Raw genomic sequence first — 18,096 nt, 5'->3', positions numbered from 1 at the left:
ACCTCCTGGTCTGTTGCACTCTTAAATGTCTATTATTGTACTTGATTTATATTTCGCTGTAAATAGTTCTGATACTGCGCTTTCAGTTCTGCCGTCACTTTATCAATTCCAGCGGCATCTAATTTCTTTTGGAAGGAAGCAAACTCTGCTTCTGTATTATCTCCATAAATCCCCAGTGCAAAACTTTGTTTATATTCGTCAATGATAGATTTAACCACGGTATATTGAGTTTCAACCTTTTTTGGATCAAATGTAAAGCCGGATACCTGAGGATGATATTCATTGTTATTTAAATTTTTATCAATTACAATCTGCCTCTCATCCAGCCCGTCCTCGTCCGGTTCATCCTGGCGGTTAATCGCCCATGCCCAATTATTCCAGGTATAATTTTTAGATTCTTCCAATGCCAGACGGGTTCCTTTGTCGGTCAGCTGATAGTGTGTCCCCTCAATTCCTCCCAGCAAAAGTCTGTTTAAGCTAACATTACTCTTCATATAATCCAGCACCCGTGCAGCTCTCTTCTGATCCTTAGACTTTGTTGTTATGGCAATGGCATCTGTAGCATAACTTGCCCGGCATCTTTTTGCTTTTGGTGTTAAATCATATACGGCATAGGTTCCGTTTCCGGCTGCTTCAAGATTCTTACCAGCCTGAAATACACTGGTATTCCACAGGAAAGAGCCTGAGGTTCCATTTTCAAAATACGCCTGTGCATCTGTGGTATCATTGATTGCATCTGCCGGCCATATTCCTTTTGCTGCCAGCTCTGCCATTTTCTTTACATATTCCAGATTGAGTTCTGAACCATAAAAGTAAAAAATATCATCTGCCGAAGGGGCCTGTTCTTTTCCGTTATGATAATACATCCAGTCATAACCTTCTGCCACATTCTGAATTCCTTTTGTCTGGAGAAAAACAGTAAGCAGCTGTTCACGGTTTGCATTGGTATTTAAAGGTGTTACACCCGTTTCCGGTTTCAGCGCTGCCAGTTCTTCTAAATATTTAAGATAATGCTCCCAGCTGTCTGGTACAGTGAGGTTATATTTATCAATTAAGTCCTTTCGTACCACAGCAATATTATATCCGGTAAATGTAGCTTTCCCCTTTGGTACTGCGTAGATTTTTCCATCAATGGAAATCTGTTCCCAGCTTTCCTTTGGCTGTTCTTTATATGTAGCAGGCATGTTTTCTTCTAAGAATTCCTTTGTCAGCTCTAAAAATGCCCCCTTGGCCGCTTCTTCATTAAAATAGCACCAGGCTGCGGTATAGATTAAATCCACCTGTTCGCCTCCAGACAGCAGAAGGGAATATTTTGTGGCATAATCACTCCAGTTTAAAAATTTAATCTCAACAGTGGTGTTTAAGTCAGGTACAAAATAATCTGCATTTGCCTGATCAACAATCTTTTGCATGTCTGCCGGCTCGTCACCCAGCACATACATAACAATGGTTGCATCTTTTTCATTTGAGGCAGTACTTGCACAGGCTGTCATGAATAAAACAGCTGTACAAAGCAGCAATACGGAAATTGTTCGTCTTAACTTCATTTTCATCTTACCCTCCTGGTTATCCTTTCACTGCTCCAATGGTAAGTCCCTTAACGAAATACTTCTGCAGCAGCGGATACAAAAGTACTATGGGACCGGTGGCAATTACAGTCATAGCAAGCTTTAAGCCTTCTGACGGTAACTGGCCAACCTGCATTCCAGTCTGCGCGGCAACACGCTTTAATGCGGCTGTGCTATTTAAAATATTCTGAAGCGTATACTGCAGATTCCAATAACTGCCTGTGCTCATAAACAGCATACAGTTATACCAGTCATTCCAGTATGCCAACGCTATAAATAACGTCAGTGTGGCAGCCAGCGGCTTTGCCATGGGCATAATCACTTTATAAAAGATGAGGAAATCTCCTGCTCCATCCATCTTGGCTGCTTCCGTCATTTCAAAAGGAATTCCTTTCATAAAGCTTTTGGCAATAATGATATTCCAGACCGAAAGCAAACCCGGTATAATTAAGGAATAAATATGGTTGCTGAAATTTAAATATTTCGTGCAAAGCAGATACCATGGCACAAGACCTCCATTAAACAGGGTGGTGAAGAAAAAGAAAAATGAGAATTTATTTCTCCACGGAAAGTCCGGTCTGGCTAAAACATAGCCTGTCATTGTGGTTAAAAATATAGATATGCCTGTCCCTGCTGCCGTAACGAAAATCGTTACACCATAGGCTTTTAAAATACTTTCCGGATCTTTTAACGCCAGCCGGTATGCTTCCAGAGAAAATACCTTTGCAGTAATAAAAAGCTGATACCCCCGGGTAATAATAATATTTTCTTTTGTCATGGATCCTACAATGATTAAGTAAAAAGGTATCACACAGGCAAACGCAAATACACCAACTAACAGATATGCCAAAGCATAAAACAGTATGGCATCCTTTCCCTTTCTTATTTTCATGTTCCCCCTCCTAAAACAAGGTATAATCCGGATCAACCTTTTTAACTATGTAGTTTGCGGTACAGATGGTTGCAAAGCAAAGCACAGACTGATAGAAACCTGCCGCCGCCGACATTCCTATATTAGGTGTTGTAATCAAAGAGCGGTAAACATAGGTATCAATGACGTCCGATGATTGCAGCAGCAGCTGATTGGAACCTACCAGCTGATAAAACATTCCAAAATCTCCCCGGAATATATTTCCGATTGCCAGCAGTGTCATAATTATGATGGTGGGTTTTATACTGGGAACAGTAATATATCGTATCTTCTGCCAGACAGATGCCCCGTCAATCTCCGCCGCTTCCGTCATCTCCTGGCTGATTCCTGCAATTGCCGCCAGGTAAACGACGGTCCCATACCCGGTTTGTTTCCACAGCTTGACCATTACCATTACAACCGGCCATCGGGACACCTGTCTATATACGCTGAAGCCCTGGATTCCAAAAGCCCCCAGTACCGAGTTCAGCACCCCATTCTCTCCAAAAATATTCAGCATGATGGTGGAAACCACAACCCAGGAAATAAAATATGGAAGAAAAATGAATCCCTGTGATACTTTTTTAAATATAGCTCCGGATATTTCGCTTAACATAACCGCAAAACCCACTTCAAAAATTATCCCAAAGAATATAAAAGCGATGTTATAAAGCAGTGTATTTCTGGTAAGCGCCCATATCTTACCGGTGGCAAACAGGTAATGAAAATTATCAAGCCCTACCCAGGGGCTTTTTAAAAAACCACTGGTATAATTATAATTTTTAAAGGCTACAACAATACCTAACATAGGAATATAACTGAAAACAACAACAAATATACTTGCAGGGAGCAGCATGAGAAGCAGCGTTTTATTTTTCTTTAGTCTTTTTTGCATCTCTTTCATAAACTTATCCCTTCTCTAATATCCGGTGAGCTTAAAAACCTGCAAAGAATCCAAAGCTCTGCCACCTGAATCGAACATTGCCATATTATCCCATGAGCTTCCTTTATCCTCTGATGCATACTCCACAATTCTGTCGTGAAACAGCAGCTCATAATTTCCTGATACGGAAGAGGCATAACCCGTACCATATAATCCGCTGTCTGACGTATCTGCACCAAGCCATGCAGGCTCCCAGTAAAATACGCCAAGCCCGAATCCCCTTGTACCTGCCTGGGTGTTTACAGAAGCAACGGCAAGAAACATATCATAAACCGCTTTCTTTTGTCCAGTGACGCTGACCTCATATTCGCTGAAAGACATATCGCTTTTTGATCTGATATTATTTCCTGTGGAATCTGCGTCTGCAAACGTATAAGGATATGCAGTTTCAGCTACCAATACTTTCTTATGATAGGTCCTTGCAATATTTTTCAGGGTTACCGCCAGATCATCCCCACTTCCGTGCCAAAATGGATAAGCAGAAACCGCGAACACATCGTAGTCAATTCCTCTTTCAGCAGCCTGCTGCGCATACCAGGCGGCAGTTGTATTGGGATCAGTAAAATGAAGTGCCTTCAGAACAGCTCTCTCACCCTTCAAACCATATCTGGCATTAATTGCATTGACCGCTTCACAGCCTTTCTGCATTGCCGCACCCACACCTGTGGTTAGATTCCATACGCCATCATAAAGACCGCCCATTCCCGCCATCGTCCCCATTGTCTCATTTCCAATCTGAACCATTCCCACATCCACGCCGGAGGACAAAAGTTCAGATAGAGAATGATATGTAAAATCATAAACAGCATCGGCCTTTTGAGATGGAGTATAATCCTTCCAGGCCTTTGGTGCGTATTGCTTTGCAGGATCTGCCCAGAAATCGGAATAATGAAAGTCCACCAGAAGTTTCATTCCATGAGCAGTGGCCCGCTGTCCGATTGCAATTGCTTTTGATATATCATTATTTCCACCACCATAACCTTTGTGTGTCTGCGTATCGTAAGGATCATTCCATACGCGTACCCGTATATAATTAACTCCTGCATCTTTTAAAATATCAAATATGTCACCCTCAGTTCCATTGGAATAGTAAAATTTCCTACCGGATTGTTCAAATGCCATAACACTTGAGATATCCACTCCTCTGATAAAATCTTCCGTTATCCCCAGGTCCCTTTGAGCCGCTTTCGCATTATAACTGGTTTCGGGCATCACTCCGGTCATGCTCACCGCCAGAGTAAAAGCAGCCGCAAGACAGCCCCATCTTTTTTTATTCATTTATTATCCCCCTTTGCTTTGCGCAATTATTATATTTTGCGCACTATGTTTGCGCTACGCTCTTATTATATGGCAATATATATAAATTGTAAATATATATCTCTAATTATTTAGTAATTATTTATTGTTTTATCTCTTATATTTAATGCAAAAGCGCAATCATTTAACCATTGCGCTTTCGAAATTATACATTCTATATCCCAGATACTCTTAGATTGACAGGAAGCCGGAAGATAGAGTATTATAAATACCAAATACATAGATCCGGAAAGAACCAATCTCCAAAGTACCGAAAAAGAAAGGAACGTTGATGGCATGGCAAAAATCAAGGATTTCACACTGGAAAACATCAAGGAAATCTGTGAATTTGGCAAAGCAATTTCATCTCCCATTCGATTAGAAATCATTAAACTGTTATATCAGGATAATTATTCCATCAGCCAGATTGCCGAAGCTCTTGGTCTTCCTCAGTCCAGTGCCGCATTTCATTTAAAGCTCCTTGAGGCAGCCGACTTAATCCGTATGGAAGAACAGCCCGGAAGCCACGGAACTATGAAGGTCTGCAGCCGAAAGCAGGATTATGCAAATCTATGTTTTCTTCCCAGAAACAGCCAGATCAATGAAGTATTAAGCATTGAAATGCCGGTAGGCACATTTGTGGACTGCAGCATTTCCCCTACCTGTGGATTATATACTCCCCATGGAGTTGTTGGAATGGAAGATAAGGAGTACAGCTTTTATCTGCCGGAACGACTGGAAGCAGGACTATTATGGACATCCAAAGGATATGTGTCCTATAAGTTTCCCAATCAGCTGCCTGCCAAAAGAATGCCCTTGCGTCTTTCCTTTGCGATGGAAATATGTTCAGAAGCACCTGGATATGCAGAAGACTGGAAATCCGACATTACCCTGTGGGTGAATGGCATCGAATGTGCCACATGGTGCTGCCCGGGTGATTTTGGATCAAGAAGAGGAAAACTTACCCCCTCCCTCTGGCCCAACGGCTCTACCCAGTACGGCATATGGGTAAAATGGGAAATCAGGGGAGACGGAACCTATATCAATGGAGAGCATGCATCAAAGGTCAGACTCAGTGATATCACTCTTTCAGAAAATGCCTTCATCACCATGACTATGGGCAATAAAAGAAATACAAAGTATGAAGGCGGCTTTAATCTTTTTGGTAAGACCTTCGGTGACTATCCCCATGATATTTTAATGGAGATCGAATATTAAGATATGGTAAAACGAAACAGCTGTTTGGAAATCATCATTTTCCAGATGGTTGTTTTTTTATTGCCATATACCAGAAGAATGAACAATTATTTTTATCACAGAAATACCATTTATAAAGCGAAAACAAAACGCCATTGTAACATTATTACTGTTGTAAATATAAATAATTAACAAATATTGCTTATATTTATCATATTTTATATTGACTTACACAATAAAAAGGCGTATTGTTACCTTATTACATCAGCATTTCTGTTACTAATTACATTTTCTACTTAATTAGCAGTGTGCTGATCTGTGGTAAAACAAATTAAAACAAGGAGGTTATTATGAGAAGGAGTAAGTATTGGATGGCTGCCTTAGGTGCAGCAGTATTGGTTACGACAGCACTGGCAGGATGCACTGGCAGCGCATCAACCCAGACCATCAAGGAAACCCAGTCAGCAAAAGGGGGACAGGAGAGCAAGGAGACAGTTTCAGGAGATACGTCAGCTGCTGCGGAAGAAACAAAGAATGTCAATGACGACGGAACAGTCAACAATCCTGAGCAGGTCGCAGTTGATGCCAACAAGCTGGTAATGTGGTCCTTATTCAGCGGGGGCGACGGCGGCTTTATGTCAAAGATGATTGAAGATTATAACAGTACCGCCCCTACAAAACAGGTGCAGTCCATCATGCTGGTCTGGGCAGACTATTATACCAAGCTTCAGACAGCTGTCGCTGCTGGAAAAGGGCCGGATATCGGCATATCACACGCCTCTTCACTGCCTCAGTTAGTAGAAGATGGCGTAGTGCAGCCCATTACTTCCTACCTTAAAGAACAGGGGGTCGATCTAAGCCAGCATTATTCCCAGGCTTCCATAGATGCGGTTACTTTTGACGGCGAAGTCTATGCAATACCCCTGGATACACACGCAGAAATTATGTATTTTAATAAAAGTATATTAGAAAAGGCCGGTGTGGCATTAAACGGAACCGGCGGGGTTGATATTCAAAGTGCAGATGATTTTTATGCTGTCTGCGATAAAATCAAGGCAGTGATTCCTGAGGACGGTTCTACCATTGCCCTCACTAACAACGGAGACGATCCATACCGCTTATGGTGGGCAGTCTATTTTCAGATGGGAGGCACTCCTATTGTCAGCGATGACGGTAAAAAAGTCACTCTTGATAAAGATAAGGCAGTTAAGGCCGCAGAATTTGTAAAAGGACTCTACGACAAAGGTTATGTCAGGGAAGGGATTGATGACCACCAGAAATTTTTCCAGAGCGGAAAGGCTGGAATCTGCATCGGTGGAACCTGGGCTGTCGGTGCCTTTGAACAGACAGATAACTTAAGCTTTGTGCCTATGCCATTTCCAAAACTCTTTGACACAGATAATTGCTGGGCGGATTCCCATACCTTCATACTCCCTGTAAAAAAAGCAAGAAGTGAGGCAGACAGCAAGGCAGCAGTGGAATTTATGGTGTCTGCATCCATGAATGGGGGCACAACCTGGGCTGGATCTGGTCAGATTCCAGCATGCAGGGAAGTGCTTGCCAGTGAGGAATATAAATCGCTTCCATACAGAAGCAGCTATATGTCCGAGGTAGAAAAAGCGGTGCTTCCCGCTAAAGTATCAACTTTTAATGGAATGAAGAAAGGCATGATTGACAGTCTTGATACCATCTGGACTGGTAAGGGTGATGCTGCATCCGGCGTTGATGCCCTTTACGACGAGCTTGAATCAAATCTTCCTTAATAAAATGACAGCCAAGGGGGATCATATCCCCCTCTAAGGAAGAAGGTTTGTATAGTTGGGAGGACAGAAATTTGATCAAAAGCAGAAAATTAAGAAATATGGCTACAGGCCTCGGATTGTGCTTTCCTTTTTTTACCTTATATACGGTCTTTACCATATGGCCGGTCATACAGGGGCTTTATGTAAGTCTTCATAAATGGTCCTTAATGGGTAAGGTAAAATATGTAGGACTGGATAATTATATTAAATTTTTATCAGATCAAAAATTTGTTGATGCACTGAAACATACAGTTATCTTTGTCACTCTTTCCGTCCCATTTCTGGTAGTCATGGCTTTTATACTTGCCCTGTTTGCCAACAGACCGGTAAAGATCAGAAGGGGGTTACGAATTGCGTATTATCTCCCCAGTATTATATCTGTTTCAGTTGCATCCTTTATAGCAAAATATATGTTTGCACCTTATATGGGCTTTGTAAACGGAATTCTTCATGCAATTGGTTTTTTAGAATCAGGGACAGAAATTCAGTGGCTGATTGACACAAATCATGCCTGGGGAGTCATCACAGTAATGACGGTATGGTGGACCGTAGGTTTTTCCATGCTTTTATACTTATCAGCTTTACAGGATATCCCGCCTGAAATTTATGAGGCAGCAGAAATCGATGGTGCTGCAAAATGGCAGCAATTGCTGTCCATTGTCCTGCCACTGCTAAAGCCCGCCACTTACTTAATTGTTATGCTGCAGGTCATTGCAAGCTTTAAAGTATTTGGCCAGATTCAGTTAATCACAGCCGGGGGACCGGCAGGAAGCACAAAGCCCCTGATCCAGTATATTTACGAAACAGGTTTTACGAAAAACAATATGGGGTATGCTGCTGCCATGTCGTATGTACTGTTTGCCGTCCTGGTAGTATGTACCCTCATTCAGAGGACAATTCAAAAAAAGGGGGAACAGAAAGATGAATCATAAGAAAACAAATGCCGGAAGCGTTGTTTTGACGTTTCTTTCAGCGATGATGGCCATCATTTTTCTGGCACCGGTGATCTGGGCATTCTTTGTATCCCTGCAATATGAAGGAAAGCAGATTAAAAGCGTAGCCAGCTGGTTCTCCCCTCCTTATACCTTTGGCAATTATCTGGATCTGATTATTGGCTCTGATGTTGCGAAATGGCTGCTTAACTCCGTAATTGTCGCAATTTTGGTTACTATGTTAACCCTTCTTTTCTCCGCCATGGCCGCTTATGCCCTCTCAAAAATTAAATTTACAGGAAGAAATAATTTGTTTCTTTATTTTTTACTGGGACTAATGGTCCCCGGAGAAGCCACTATTGTTCCTCTGTTTATTACAGCAAACAGCATCCACGTTATTGATACATATGCAGGTCTGATTCTGCCATCTGTGGCAGCATCCATGAATCTTGTCATTATGGTCACTTTTTTTAAGGGCATCCCGGACTCTCTGATTGAAGCAGCAAGGATTGACGGGGCGGGAGAGCTTATGATTTTTGCCAGAATTATCATGCCATTATCAAAGGCAGTCCTTTCCACCATCAGCATCTTTTCATTTATAGGAAGCTGGAATAACTATCTCTGGCCTCTGCTTTGCACGATGGACAGCAACAAATTCACATTACCTGTGGGAATCCCCATCTTTGCCGGAACTTACACCGTGGATTATGTAAAACCAATGACTGCCAACATGATCGCGTCAATGCCTGCCATTATCATTTATCTTATTTTCGAAAAACAGATTGTGCAGGGAATTACCATGTCCGGCGTCAAGGGTTGACATAAGTATAAAATAGATAAAGGAGAATCAACTTCATGTTATGCTATCAAAAAGATTATCCAAGACCGCAATTTGTCCGCAAGAACTGGACCAGTTTAAATGGTATCTGGGACTTCCGTTTTGACGATGAGAAGAAAGGAGAGGCCGAAGGATGGAATCAGGGCTTCCAGGGGGGAAAAGAAATATGTGTACCCTTTACCTACGAAACAAAAAAAAGCAAAATTCATGACGAAGAGTTTCATCATTTTATTTGGTACGCCCGCAGATTTCAGGCGGATAACATGAAATTAACCGGCAATAAGCTATTACTCCACTTTGAGGGAAGTGATTTTTTTACAAAAGTGTGGATTAATGGGCAGCTGGCCGGAGTACACGAAGGCGGTTATTCCCGTTTTTCCTTTGATATCACAAACCTGGTAACCAACGGAGAGAACCTTGTGGTTGTTAAGGCAGAGGATCATCCTGACCCGCAGCAGCCCAGAGGAAAGCAGCGCTGGATACCTGAAAATTTCGGCTGCTGGTACGTACAGACAACAGGAATCTGGAAAACCGTATGGCTGGAGTCTGTACCGGAAATCAGCTTACATTCGGTTAAAATGACACCAAATTTACCAGAAGGCAGTCTGGAACTGGAATATATAGTGGATTATCCTGATGCCTTAGATGTAAGTGCACTGGAGGTGGCGGCAGAGGTAAGCTTTGATGGCAGACCTGTGGCAAAAGTACTGACAGCCATAGGAAAAAATCCAACAAAAGTTACTATTGATCTGGAGGCTGCAGAGGCAGGTTACCCCTGGGGAATACGTACGTGGACACCTGCCGAACCAAACCTGTATGATATCAGATTTTGTACATGGTATCATGGGGAATTATTCGACGAGGCATTGTCTTACTTTGGAATGCGTGAGATAAGGATCGAAGGCCCCAACATTCTGCTCAACGGGGCCCCATTATATCAAAGGCTGATCCTCGACCAGGGATATTGGGAAGAAACTCATATGACACCTCCTGATGAGGAAGCGTTAATCCAGGATATTGACAAGATTCATGCACTTGGTTATAACGGCTTAAGAAAGCATCAGAAAACAGAGGATGAACGATTCCTTTACTGGTGCGATGTAAAGGGAATGCTGGTATGGAGCGAGGCACCTGCTGCCTATGTTTATTCTGACAGAGCAGTGGAGCTGTTTACAAAGGAATGGCTCGATATCGTAAAACAGAATTATAACCACCCTTCCATTATCACCTGGACTCCTGTCAATGAATCCTGGGGCGTCCCTCAGGTTGAAACAAACAGAACACAGCAGCATTTTACCGAAGGGATCTATCACCTGACAAAAAGCATTGACCCCCATCGTCCGGTAATTGTAAACGACGGCTGGGAACATACGGTATCCGATATTATCACACTGCACGACTATGAAGAAGCGGGAGAAAATCTTAAAAAGCGTTATACACAATACAAAGACCAGATCCTGACATCCGAAGTTTATCACTCCACTTCCAAATCCGCTCTTGCAAACGGATTCTCCTACAAAGGACAGCCAATAATCATTAGTGAATTTGGAGGCATCGCATTTGACAGAGACAAGGATGGCTGGGGATACGGGAATAAAGTCAACACGGAAGAAGACTTTTTAAAGCGATTCGAAAGCATCACAACGGCAATCAAAGAAATTCCTTACGTGTGCGGCTACTGTTACACCCAGGTTACAGATGTACAGCAGGAGGTCAATGGACTGATGGATATCAGGAGAAACTATAAGGTTGACCCTGGAAGAATAAAAGAAATCAATGAGAAAAGAGTAGCATGCTGGAGAGATGAACTTCGGTAGTCTGAAATATCACAATAAATAGCAAGCAGTCCCTTTATATAAAATAAAATGGGACTGCTTGCTATTAATAATTATTATCTTGACATTTTTTTATCTCCAAAAATATCCCCTTCCCTTTCCCCCTTTCCAACACAACCGCAGTTTTCTCCTTTCCCTTTATATCCGCTTTATGGTCACTCCCCCTAAAACCCGCTCAAAATACACCGTCTTTTTTGATCGTGCATTTGCTTCCAATACAGCAACCGAGTAAGCCGGACAATCCTTCTTTTGCAGCTTTCATGCAGTTGTTGAAATGTCAACTGATAATTCGCATATCTGCTCCTATATTTGTTGCATTATTGCAACATTAATGTTATAATACAATCAGGAGGTAAAACCATGTCAATAACCGGACAAAGAATAAAAAAAAGAAGAAAACAATTAGGTATGCGCGCAGATGACGTGGCAAGTCTATTAGGTGTTTCAAGATCGACCGTCTTTCGATATGAAAACGGCAATATCGAGAAAGTCCCTGCAAACGTTCTGGAAAAATTAGCTGAGATTCTGAAAACAACTCCAGATTACTTAATTGGCTGTCAGAATTACTTTACTGATAACAGCCATTGGCAGAGCGGAACATTCAAACCGGAAGACGGGATACTACTCAAAGAATCATATGATGATAACTATCGGACAGGCGATAACGGAGCTGCCGCCATAACAGAAATTTATTTAACACTGACTGAGGAAGAGAAGAAGAAAGCTTATGATTTTTTAGTTAACTTATCCAGACAGCCAATAAAATAAGAGGAGACTCAAGTTATCCCCTCCTGTTCATATTTCCTGCCATTTCAAGTTCTCTTGCCAGGATTTTTAAATCTCTTACCGATTCCTCTATGGTTTCATCAGAGACAGCAGATTTAAGAATCCTTGACAGCCTTTCATAACAATTATCCGGTTTAATTTCAAACCGCATGATATACTCTTCAATCCTTTTGCGGCTGGGAAAGTACGTATGGTTCAATGCATATAGAGCCTGAAGAAGATGATCGAGGGAGTCCTCCAGTACCTGATGATAAAAGAGAACCTCTTTTCTCAAGACCACTCTGCCCAGATCCTCTTCATTAAGCACCCTGGAAATATGATATTGAAACAGCTTATGAAACAATTCAGCCGGAGGTCTCTTCACCATCGCTTTCAAATCTGACCAAACAGAACCTTCTTCATATAGTATATTAATCGTCTCAACACTGGACAGCCTTCCCGTTGGGTAAAAACCGCCCATCTTTTCCAGATGTTTTCCTTGTAGTGTCTCTTCCAGGTAAGCAGTCATTTCCTGCACAGTAAAATACATGGGCATGACTTCAATTCCGTCGATCTCCAGTATATCCCCATACCCCCACATACCGCCATTGCATACATTCATAGTACATTCTGAATACTGTCCCGCGAAAACAGAATATATCTGCTCGCGCTCTTTCCGGTCAGGGATATTCTCACAAAGAACGAACAAATCAATATCACTCTGCCCAGGTACCAGTTTTGCATTTATATCACCTGTTTGCGCTATGCCCAACACATTGTTACATTTTGAAATTTCGCATACAAGGTTGTCTTTTATCTGCAGAACATTCATGTCCATTTCCTTTCCATGTTATTTAGCCGATATAACCGGTTTTCCAGTTTCATCCAGCAAGGGAGTAAATCCAGATGCATTGCCATCTCTGTGAAATATGTAGTTTACACCCGTTTGCTTATCTACCCATATTTCCGTCACAGGCGCAAACTTTCCCTGAACATAAATCCTCTCAAATCTGTCTGTAGACATATTATATCCTCCAATTTTACTGATAGTTACCCATTATTTTAGTCCATTAACCACTAATAATCAATACTAAGCTTTTCATGTGTCCGGGAATGTTTCACTTGTTTCCCATTTACTTACAGTCTGGTATGCCACACCCAAAACACCTGCCCTTATAGAACAGCAATAGCAGATTAGAAAAAGGAATCCTCCATTTTCCTGATCTGCCATTGTCTCAGTTCAAAGCATTGTGTTTATTTTTTTCTGACAGGTATCCAGATTTCGCTGACATAGTCCTCACTCTGATTATTGCCTTCTGTATATACCTCAAAGTCGCATCCCTGAATACGTTCATAATCTGCCTGCGGCAGCCATTCACCATAAATTCGCTTCCAGACTTCCTGCATGGCTGAAGGCATGGGACCAATACATTTAAATACAGCCCAGGTATTTGCCGGAATAGTCAATAGTTCATATCCTTTTGGAATTTCCGCTCCTTCGGCATACTCTTGACCGATTCCATATCTGAATTCATCAGAATCCGGCCGCTCCGGCTCGCAAATCCCCATACTGCCGGGTACCAGCTTACCGTAACCCTTAGAGAAATATTCCGTCCAGTAATCCGGAAGATCGGTAAAACTACTCTCCGTTTTAAACAGCCTCGTCATTACCAATACCTTAAATGCTTCTCTCGTTATAATTTTGTAATCCATAACCGTTCCACCTTCCAATTTTATTTTGATCAAAAGGCGATTAAAGGATTTTAGCCCGGAGCCCTCAACCTTAGCCTGTGTCGGCGTGACCCCATGAAATCGCGCGAACGCCTTTGTAAAGCTTTCCGGTGTCTCATACCCATATTTTAAGGCAATATCAATTATTTTTTTATCAGACGAAGTAAGTTCCTGACCAGCAAGAGAAAGACGTCTGTTTCTGATATACTCTCCCACGGTCATTTCTGTCAACAGACTGAAACACCTCTGAAAGTGAAAATTTGAAATATAGACATGCGCTGCAACCTCTTCGCAGGTTAGCTCTTCAAGTAAATGGCTTTCAATATATTCAATTGCTCTGTTAAGGCTCCTGACCCATTCCATTCAAACACCTCCTGACAAACTTATAATAACAAAATGGAACACATTCATCCTGTCTCAGAATGCTTCGATCTGTCTCTGGAATCAGGCTCTTATTCATAGATTTTACCTTCCTCTTTAAAACACTGAACCAATCGGAAGTACTTTACCAATGGAATAAGAATCAGCCCACCGCCTGTTAGCAGTATTATCCTGACCGCCAATAACACACCGTCTGATAATGAAGATATGTTGGGCATGAATGTCATAACGCCTGACAGAAGTATCATTAACGCAGCCCAGGTATATACTCGCATAACTCTTTTGTATATGTCCACTTTATCAGCCAGATCTGTATGAAGTTCAAAAGGCTTACCATCCCTCTTTTTCTCCAAAATTAAAAGTTCCTTATTAAAACCTCCGGGTGATGCAGCAATCCGCCCCCATCCTGCTGCATATGGCCGCCATTTGACCTTACCAAAGGAAAAGTTAAGATTAATATTTTTAGTAAAGGTCCGAAATCCCATGTTTTCAAGATATCTTCTATATTCTTTTGCCTGTGAGTAAGTCTTATGCCCCACAAACTCTATTTTATACTCATATTGATTTGGTTGGCATTTATCAAAAATATAGGTGATCTTACCACATCTCCTTAATCGCAAACCATACTCATCCATACGATTTAACCATCTTTCCTGACCGTTCATAAAATCAAAAAAGTATCGAAATACCAATTTGCTCATTCGCTATTACCCCCTGACATGATAACAGAAGCCAATTTCACAACTTCTCTCAATCGTTGTAACTCTTCCTCCGCTTTTTGTCTTCCAACATCAGTTATGACATATTCTTTTTTCTTGCTGCCGGCATCATCATCATAAGAATCTATCCACTTCTTCTTTACTAATGTATTAATCGCTCCATACAAAGTGCCCGCGCCCAAAACAACCCGTCCATTGGTTTCTTTATCAATAAACTGCATAATTCCATACCCATGATTGGGTTGATATACGGCCAGTAAGACAAGAAAGGTTGTTTCAGTCAGTGCACCGCCTTTTATATTATCCCGAATAATTATCACTCCCATCAATATTACGTTTACTGTAATAAATTTATCACTAAACGTAATAAATTACAAGCAATTAAGGAATCCACTATAACTTGACAAGAAAAAATTACATGATATACTAATAGACAACAAGTTGTCTTTATTTATAAGGAGGTAACATGAAACAATTTTATTTTCAGCAAATCTTTTCTACAATATTTTATTTATCCAATAAAATCCAAGCAGAAGGAGACAAGTTAGATAGAGATATTACAGTCCGGCAGTGGATGACACTGCTGACTATCCTGCACTTACCAGAAGGTAAAGCCAATTATAATCAAATTGCGAACATGATGGGATGTACAAAACAAAATGCGAAAAAATTGGTAACTGTCCTGGAAAGAAAGGGCTTTGTCACAATCAGAGAAAGTGATTCTGATCGTCGTGCCGTTTGTATCCAGGTCTCAGAAAGCTGCAGAGACATTTTACGCGATTACTATAAAAGAGGTAATTTATACTTAAATGACCTGTTTAAAGATTTTGACGAAGAAGAAGCACATACTTTATGGAAACTTTTGAAGAAGGTTGCGGCTTATGAAAGCAGCGATTGGCTTGGCTACGAGGAAAAAGTTTCTCTTGATTGAAAAAACCGGAGGTTATAGATGGACAGAAATTGTGTTTTAAGTATCATTCCCGAAAGATCCTTTATTGACCAATCCGTTGATATTACTCTCAGCGGATTGCAACAAAATCAAAAGGTTATCATTCGTGCTGTAAGCAAAGATTATTATTGCATAAACTCAGGATTGTCTGAGCAGGGACAAAATTCAACATGGGAGTCCTATGGCACTTTTATAGCTGATGATAATGGTAATCTTTCGTTAGGAAAGACTGCGCCGGTTGAGGGGACGTATCAGATGTGTGATGCAATGGGACTTTTCTACTCAATGAAAATTCGTGAACTGTGTCCGGCAAAACCTGCAAAAGAACTTTCCGAAGTAAGCGAAAATCGAAGTTTTCATATTCTTTTTACCGTGGAGGCCGATGGTAAGATTCTGACTTCTAAAGAACATACCAGACAGTTCTGCGATGAAACCATAAGAAGCGAATCCATTGTTCAAAAAGGTCTGATTGCACGTTATTTCACCTCAGATATTATAAAGAAAAGACCTGCGGTTATTGTTGTAAGTGGAAGTGACGGTAGAATAGAGATTGCACAAACCATTGCAGAGGTCCTGGCTCAGCGCGGATATTCCGCATTAGCAATCTGTTATTTCGGAATGAAGGGTACTTCACCAAATCTGAGCCAGATTCCACTTGAAATCATCGAAAACGCCATTGAATGGTTAAAGAAACAGGACAGTGTCGATAAAAAACGGATTGGAATTTATGGACGTTCCAAGGGCGGAGAACTTGTTCTTGCAGCTGCCTCAATCTTTCCTGACCTTACCTGTGTAATTGCCAACACACCCAGTTGTTATGTCTATGAAGGATTAAAAGATAAGATCTCTTCCCGTCATTCATCGTGGACTTATGGCGGAAAGGAACTTCCATATCTGAAGTTTTCCATTTCTGTTCTATTTCAGATGATAATTAAAAAAATGCTGGGGCAGAAAGACCTGATACGGTGGATGTATCAGCAGTTAATTACAAAGGGAGAAACGGATAAAGCCAGCATTGCTGTTGAAAAGATCAATGGCCCTATATTATTTCTTTCCTCAGAAGCTGATTCAATATGGCCCTCTCTCCTTCATTGTAAAACAGCAGTACATAGATTAAACGAAAAAAAGTTCCAACACTCTTACAAGCATTGTACCTATGAAAAAGCAGGCCATATGCTTACTTTACCAAATCAGTCAATTGCCAACCTGAAGAAATGGAATGCAGGCCTTGAAGAATGGAAACAGGCATGTCTGGATAGCTGGAGGAAAACAACAGACTTTTTAGACAATTGGAGCCATAACATATAAGATCAGAATCCATCTGGCGAGACAGGAAAGGAAGAAAAATCAGATGAAAGTTACAGCTATTTCAGGCAGTCCAAGAAAAAAAGGAGACTGCTTTAACGTAATAGAAATGATCCAAATATCGATCTTGGATTCTGTAAAAGCTGCTTATTGTGCTACACAAAAGGAGAGCAGTACTGCCCCCATAAAGAAGTGACCACCATGCTTTTAAATAAGATGCTGGAAAGCGATGTTGTAATTTTTGCCAGCCCCGTTTATGAGCAGCATGTGACAGCATTAATGAAAAATTTTTATAATAACTTTTCCTTCATGTTCCACAGGCCCCGCTTCTTTAATAAAAAGGCAATTTTGGTTTCTTCTACAGGAGGATCCGGACTAAAAGGAACATTGAGCTATATGAAAATGTGCGCAATTGGATGGGGATTTCAAATTGCCGGAACTATAGGAGTCTGCGGAGTTACGCTAAAAACAGACGAGGCGTATAAGGAAGAAGTTCAAAATAATATCAATCATTTAGTTGATGGATTATTTGAAAACAAAGAAACACCCCCTACCTTATATCAATTGGCAATGTTCAGGGCAATGCAATCTAAAGCCTTCGGATCCGCAAAGAAAAAGGATTTATCATTTGAATACTGGAAAGAGCGTGGATGGTTCGAAAAAATATATTATACTAACGTAAAAATCAATCTATTCAAAAAAATTTATTCCCGATTCATCAGAAAAATAATGAAAAAACTAATAAGCAGTAAATTAATGATAATACGGTAAATGGTAATAACCTGACATGATGTTGTCAGGTTATTGTGCTATAATTCTAAAGGAAAGTATCATGTTTAGGGTCTGAGAAAAACAGGTTCGTTTTCTAAACCTGCTTTTCTCAGATTCTAAATGTGATTCTTTCCAATTGAACAATAGTCGCGGA

The 18,096-nt window shown here is 41.0% G+C and carries 19 protein-coding genes; 10 read left to right on the top strand and 9 right to left on the bottom strand.

The window, feature by feature from the left end; translation table 11 throughout:
• Window positions 1-32 precede the first annotated feature (32 nt).
• The 4 genes from CRO04_RS12280 to CRO04_RS12265 are packed head-to-tail and all read right to left on the bottom strand — an operon-like array spanning window position 33 to window position 4,699.
• Window positions 33-1,553 (bottom strand): ABC transporter substrate-binding protein, encoded by a 1,521-nt coding sequence (locus CRO04_RS12280; RefSeq protein ID WP_097004543.1) that lies wholly within the window; start codon window positions 1,551-1,553, stop codon window positions 33-35.
• A 13-nt stretch (window positions 1,554-1,566) separates the two neighbouring features.
• Entirely contained in the window at window positions 1,567-2,460 is an 894-nt protein-coding gene (locus CRO04_RS12275) for a carbohydrate ABC transporter permease (RefSeq protein WP_097004542.1), read from the bottom strand.
• Window positions 2,461-2,470: 10 nt separating this feature from the next.
• Window positions 2,471-3,382 carry an ABC transporter permease gene (locus tag CRO04_RS12270; protein ID WP_097004541.1) on the bottom strand — a complete coding sequence of 304 codons (912 nt, stop codon included), beginning with the start codon at window positions 3,380-3,382 and terminating at the stop codon, window positions 2,471-2,473.
• 15 nt (window positions 3,383-3,397) lie between these two features.
• Complete coding sequence (locus tag CRO04_RS12265; protein ID WP_097004540.1) at window positions 3,398-4,699, bottom strand: glycoside hydrolase family 53 protein; 1,302 nt, start codon at window positions 4,697-4,699, stop codon at window positions 3,398-3,400.
• Between the two features lie 315 nt (window positions 4,700-5,014).
• Between CRO04_RS12265 and CRO04_RS12260 the strand changes: the two genes are divergently transcribed.
• The 6 genes from CRO04_RS12260 (at window position 5,015) to CRO04_RS12235 (ending at window position 12,089) form a co-directional block, all read left to right on the top strand.
• Window positions 5,015-5,935 carry an ArsR/SmtB family transcription factor gene (locus CRO04_RS12260; protein WP_097004539.1) on the top strand — a complete coding sequence of 307 codons (921 nt, stop codon included), beginning with the start codon at window positions 5,015-5,017 and terminating at the stop codon, window positions 5,933-5,935.
• A 329-nt stretch (window positions 5,936-6,264) separates the two neighbouring features.
• The gene (locus CRO04_RS12255) at window positions 6,265-7,677 is read left to right on the top strand and encodes an extracellular solute-binding protein (RefSeq protein ID WP_097004538.1); all 1,413 of its coding nucleotides are present in this window, start codon (window positions 6,265-6,267) and stop codon (window positions 7,675-7,677) included.
• 71 nt (window positions 7,678-7,748) lie between these two features.
• The gene (locus CRO04_RS12250; protein ID WP_242974462.1) at window positions 7,749-8,648 is read left to right on the top strand and encodes a carbohydrate ABC transporter permease; all 900 of its coding nucleotides are present in this window, start codon (window positions 7,749-7,751) and stop codon (window positions 8,646-8,648) included.
• The gene (locus CRO04_RS12245) at window positions 8,638-9,468 is read left to right on the top strand and encodes a carbohydrate ABC transporter permease (RefSeq protein WP_097004537.1); all 831 of its coding nucleotides are present in this window, start codon (window positions 8,638-8,640) and stop codon (window positions 9,466-9,468) included. The genes CRO04_RS12250 and CRO04_RS12245 overlap by 11 nt, the downstream gene beginning before the upstream one ends.
• Window positions 9,469-9,503: 35 nt before the next feature.
• Window positions 9,504-11,303 carry a glycoside hydrolase family 2 protein gene (locus tag CRO04_RS12240; RefSeq protein WP_097004536.1) on the top strand — a complete coding sequence of 600 codons (1,800 nt, stop codon included), beginning with the start codon at window positions 9,504-9,506 and terminating at the stop codon, window positions 11,301-11,303.
• Window positions 11,304-11,681: 378 nt separating this feature from the next.
• The gene (locus CRO04_RS12235) at window positions 11,682-12,089 is read left to right on the top strand and encodes a helix-turn-helix domain-containing protein (protein WP_097004535.1); all 408 of its coding nucleotides are present in this window, start codon (window positions 11,682-11,684) and stop codon (window positions 12,087-12,089) included.
• A 13-nt stretch (window positions 12,090-12,102) separates the two neighbouring features.
• On the opposite strand, the gene CRO04_RS12230 is transcribed toward CRO04_RS12235, so the two are convergent.
• From CRO04_RS12230 to CRO04_RS12210, 5 genes are all read right to left on the bottom strand, one after another.
• Window positions 12,103-12,918 carry a hypothetical protein gene (locus CRO04_RS12230; protein WP_097004534.1) on the bottom strand — a complete coding sequence of 272 codons (816 nt, stop codon included), beginning with the start codon at window positions 12,916-12,918 and terminating at the stop codon, window positions 12,103-12,105.
• Between the two features lie 18 nt (window positions 12,919-12,936).
• The gene (locus tag CRO04_RS12225) at window positions 12,937-13,110 is read right to left on the bottom strand and encodes a DUF6440 family protein (RefSeq protein WP_097004533.1); all 174 of its coding nucleotides are present in this window, start codon (window positions 13,108-13,110) and stop codon (window positions 12,937-12,939) included.
• A 230-nt stretch (window positions 13,111-13,340) separates the two neighbouring features.
• A complete protein-coding gene (locus CRO04_RS12220; RefSeq protein ID WP_097004532.1) occupies window positions 13,341-14,180 on the bottom strand; it encodes an AraC family transcriptional regulator in 840 nt (279 codons plus the stop codon).
• Between the two features lie 89 nt (window positions 14,181-14,269).
• A complete protein-coding gene (locus tag CRO04_RS12215; protein ID WP_097004531.1) occupies window positions 14,270-14,899 on the bottom strand; it encodes a DUF2812 domain-containing protein in 630 nt (209 codons plus the stop codon).
• A complete protein-coding gene (locus tag CRO04_RS12210; RefSeq protein WP_330400845.1) occupies window positions 14,896-15,243 on the bottom strand; it encodes a PadR family transcriptional regulator in 348 nt (115 codons plus the stop codon). The genes CRO04_RS12215 and CRO04_RS12210 overlap by 4 nt, the downstream gene beginning before the upstream one ends.
• A 140-nt stretch (window positions 15,244-15,383) precedes the next feature.
• On the opposite strand from CRO04_RS12210, the gene CRO04_RS12205 reads away from it, so the two are divergent.
• From CRO04_RS12205 to CRO04_RS12195, 4 genes are read left to right on the top strand one after another with little or no spacing between them, the layout of a single operon-like run.
• Complete coding sequence (locus tag CRO04_RS12205) at window positions 15,384-15,848, top strand: MarR family winged helix-turn-helix transcriptional regulator (protein WP_097004530.1); 465 nt, start codon at window positions 15,384-15,386, stop codon at window positions 15,846-15,848.
• An 18-nt stretch (window positions 15,849-15,866) separates the two neighbouring features.
• Entirely contained in the window at window positions 15,867-17,174 is a 1,308-nt protein-coding gene (locus tag CRO04_RS12200; RefSeq protein ID WP_097004529.1) for an acyl-CoA thioesterase/bile acid-CoA:amino acid N-acyltransferase family protein, read from the top strand.
• 43 nt (window positions 17,175-17,217) lie between these two features.
• The gene (locus tag CRO04_RS26260) at window positions 17,218-17,367 is read left to right on the top strand and encodes an NAD(P)H-dependent oxidoreductase (RefSeq protein WP_166432545.1); all 150 of its coding nucleotides are present in this window, start codon (window positions 17,218-17,220) and stop codon (window positions 17,365-17,367) included.
• Window positions 17,368-17,372: 5 nt separating this feature from the next.
• Window positions 17,373-17,942, top strand: a complete 570-nt coding sequence (locus CRO04_RS12195) for a flavodoxin family protein (RefSeq protein ID WP_166432544.1) — start codon at window positions 17,373-17,375, stop codon at window positions 17,940-17,942.
• Window positions 17,943-18,096 lie beyond the last annotated feature (154 nt).

Origin of the sequence: Lacrimispora amygdalina, from assembly GCF_900205965.1 — a bacterium.
In the GTDB taxonomy this organism is placed as follows: Bacteria; Bacillota; Clostridia; order Lachnospirales; family Lachnospiraceae; genus Lacrimispora; species Lacrimispora amygdalina_A.
This window is presented reverse-complemented; position numbering and strand designations above follow the sequence as displayed.

Bases quoted from the DNA above. Each gene is read 5' to 3' on its own strand.
- CRO04_RS12260 (WP_097004539.1), top strand. From the start codon at position 5,015: ATGGCAAAAATCAAGGATTTCACACTGGAAAACATCAAGGAAATCTGT.
- CRO04_RS12225 (WP_097004533.1), bottom strand. From the start codon at position 13,110: ATGTCTACAGACAGATTTGAGAGGATTTATGTTCAGGGAAAGTTTGCG.
- CRO04_RS12230 (WP_097004534.1), bottom strand. From the start codon at position 12,918: ATGAATGTTCTGCAGATAAAAGACAACCTTGTATGCGAAATTTCAAAA.
- CRO04_RS12240 (WP_097004536.1), top strand. From the start codon at position 9,504: ATGTTATGCTATCAAAAAGATTATCCAAGACCGCAATTTGTCCGCAAG.
- CRO04_RS12280 (WP_097004543.1), bottom strand. From the start codon at position 1,553: ATGAAAATGAAGTTAAGACGAACAATTTCCGTATTGCTGCTTTGTACA.
- CRO04_RS12275 (WP_097004542.1), bottom strand. From the start codon at position 2,460: ATGAAAATAAGAAAGGGAAAGGATGCCATACTGTTTTATGCTTTGGCA.
- CRO04_RS12205 (WP_097004530.1), top strand. From the start codon at position 15,384: ATGAAACAATTTTATTTTCAGCAAATCTTTTCTACAATATTTTATTTA.
- CRO04_RS12265 (WP_097004540.1), bottom strand. From the start codon at position 4,699: ATGAATAAAAAAAGATGGGGCTGTCTTGCGGCTGCTTTTACTCTGGCG.
- CRO04_RS12255 (WP_097004538.1), top strand. From the start codon at position 6,265: ATGAGAAGGAGTAAGTATTGGATGGCTGCCTTAGGTGCAGCAGTATTG.
- CRO04_RS12210 (WP_330400845.1), bottom strand. From the start codon at position 15,243: ATGGGAGTGATAATTATTCGGGATAATATAAAAGGCGGTGCACTGACT.
- CRO04_RS12220 (WP_097004532.1), bottom strand. From the start codon at position 14,180: ATGGAATGGGTCAGGAGCCTTAACAGAGCAATTGAATATATTGAAAGC.
- CRO04_RS12235 (WP_097004535.1), top strand. From the start codon at position 11,682: ATGTCAATAACCGGACAAAGAATAAAAAAAAGAAGAAAACAATTAGGT.
- CRO04_RS12195 (WP_166432544.1), top strand. From the start codon at position 17,373: ATGCTTTTAAATAAGATGCTGGAAAGCGATGTTGTAATTTTTGCCAGC.
- CRO04_RS12270 (WP_097004541.1), bottom strand. From the start codon at position 3,382: ATGAAAGAGATGCAAAAAAGACTAAAGAAAAATAAAACGCTGCTTCTC.
- CRO04_RS12245 (WP_097004537.1), top strand. From the start codon at position 8,638: ATGAATCATAAGAAAACAAATGCCGGAAGCGTTGTTTTGACGTTTCTT.
- CRO04_RS12215 (WP_097004531.1), bottom strand. From the start codon at position 14,899: ATGAGCAAATTGGTATTTCGATACTTTTTTGATTTTATGAACGGTCAG.
- CRO04_RS26260 (WP_166432545.1), top strand. From the start codon at position 17,218: ATGAAAGTTACAGCTATTTCAGGCAGTCCAAGAAAAAAAGGAGACTGC.
- CRO04_RS12200 (WP_097004529.1), top strand. From the start codon at position 15,867: ATGGACAGAAATTGTGTTTTAAGTATCATTCCCGAAAGATCCTTTATT.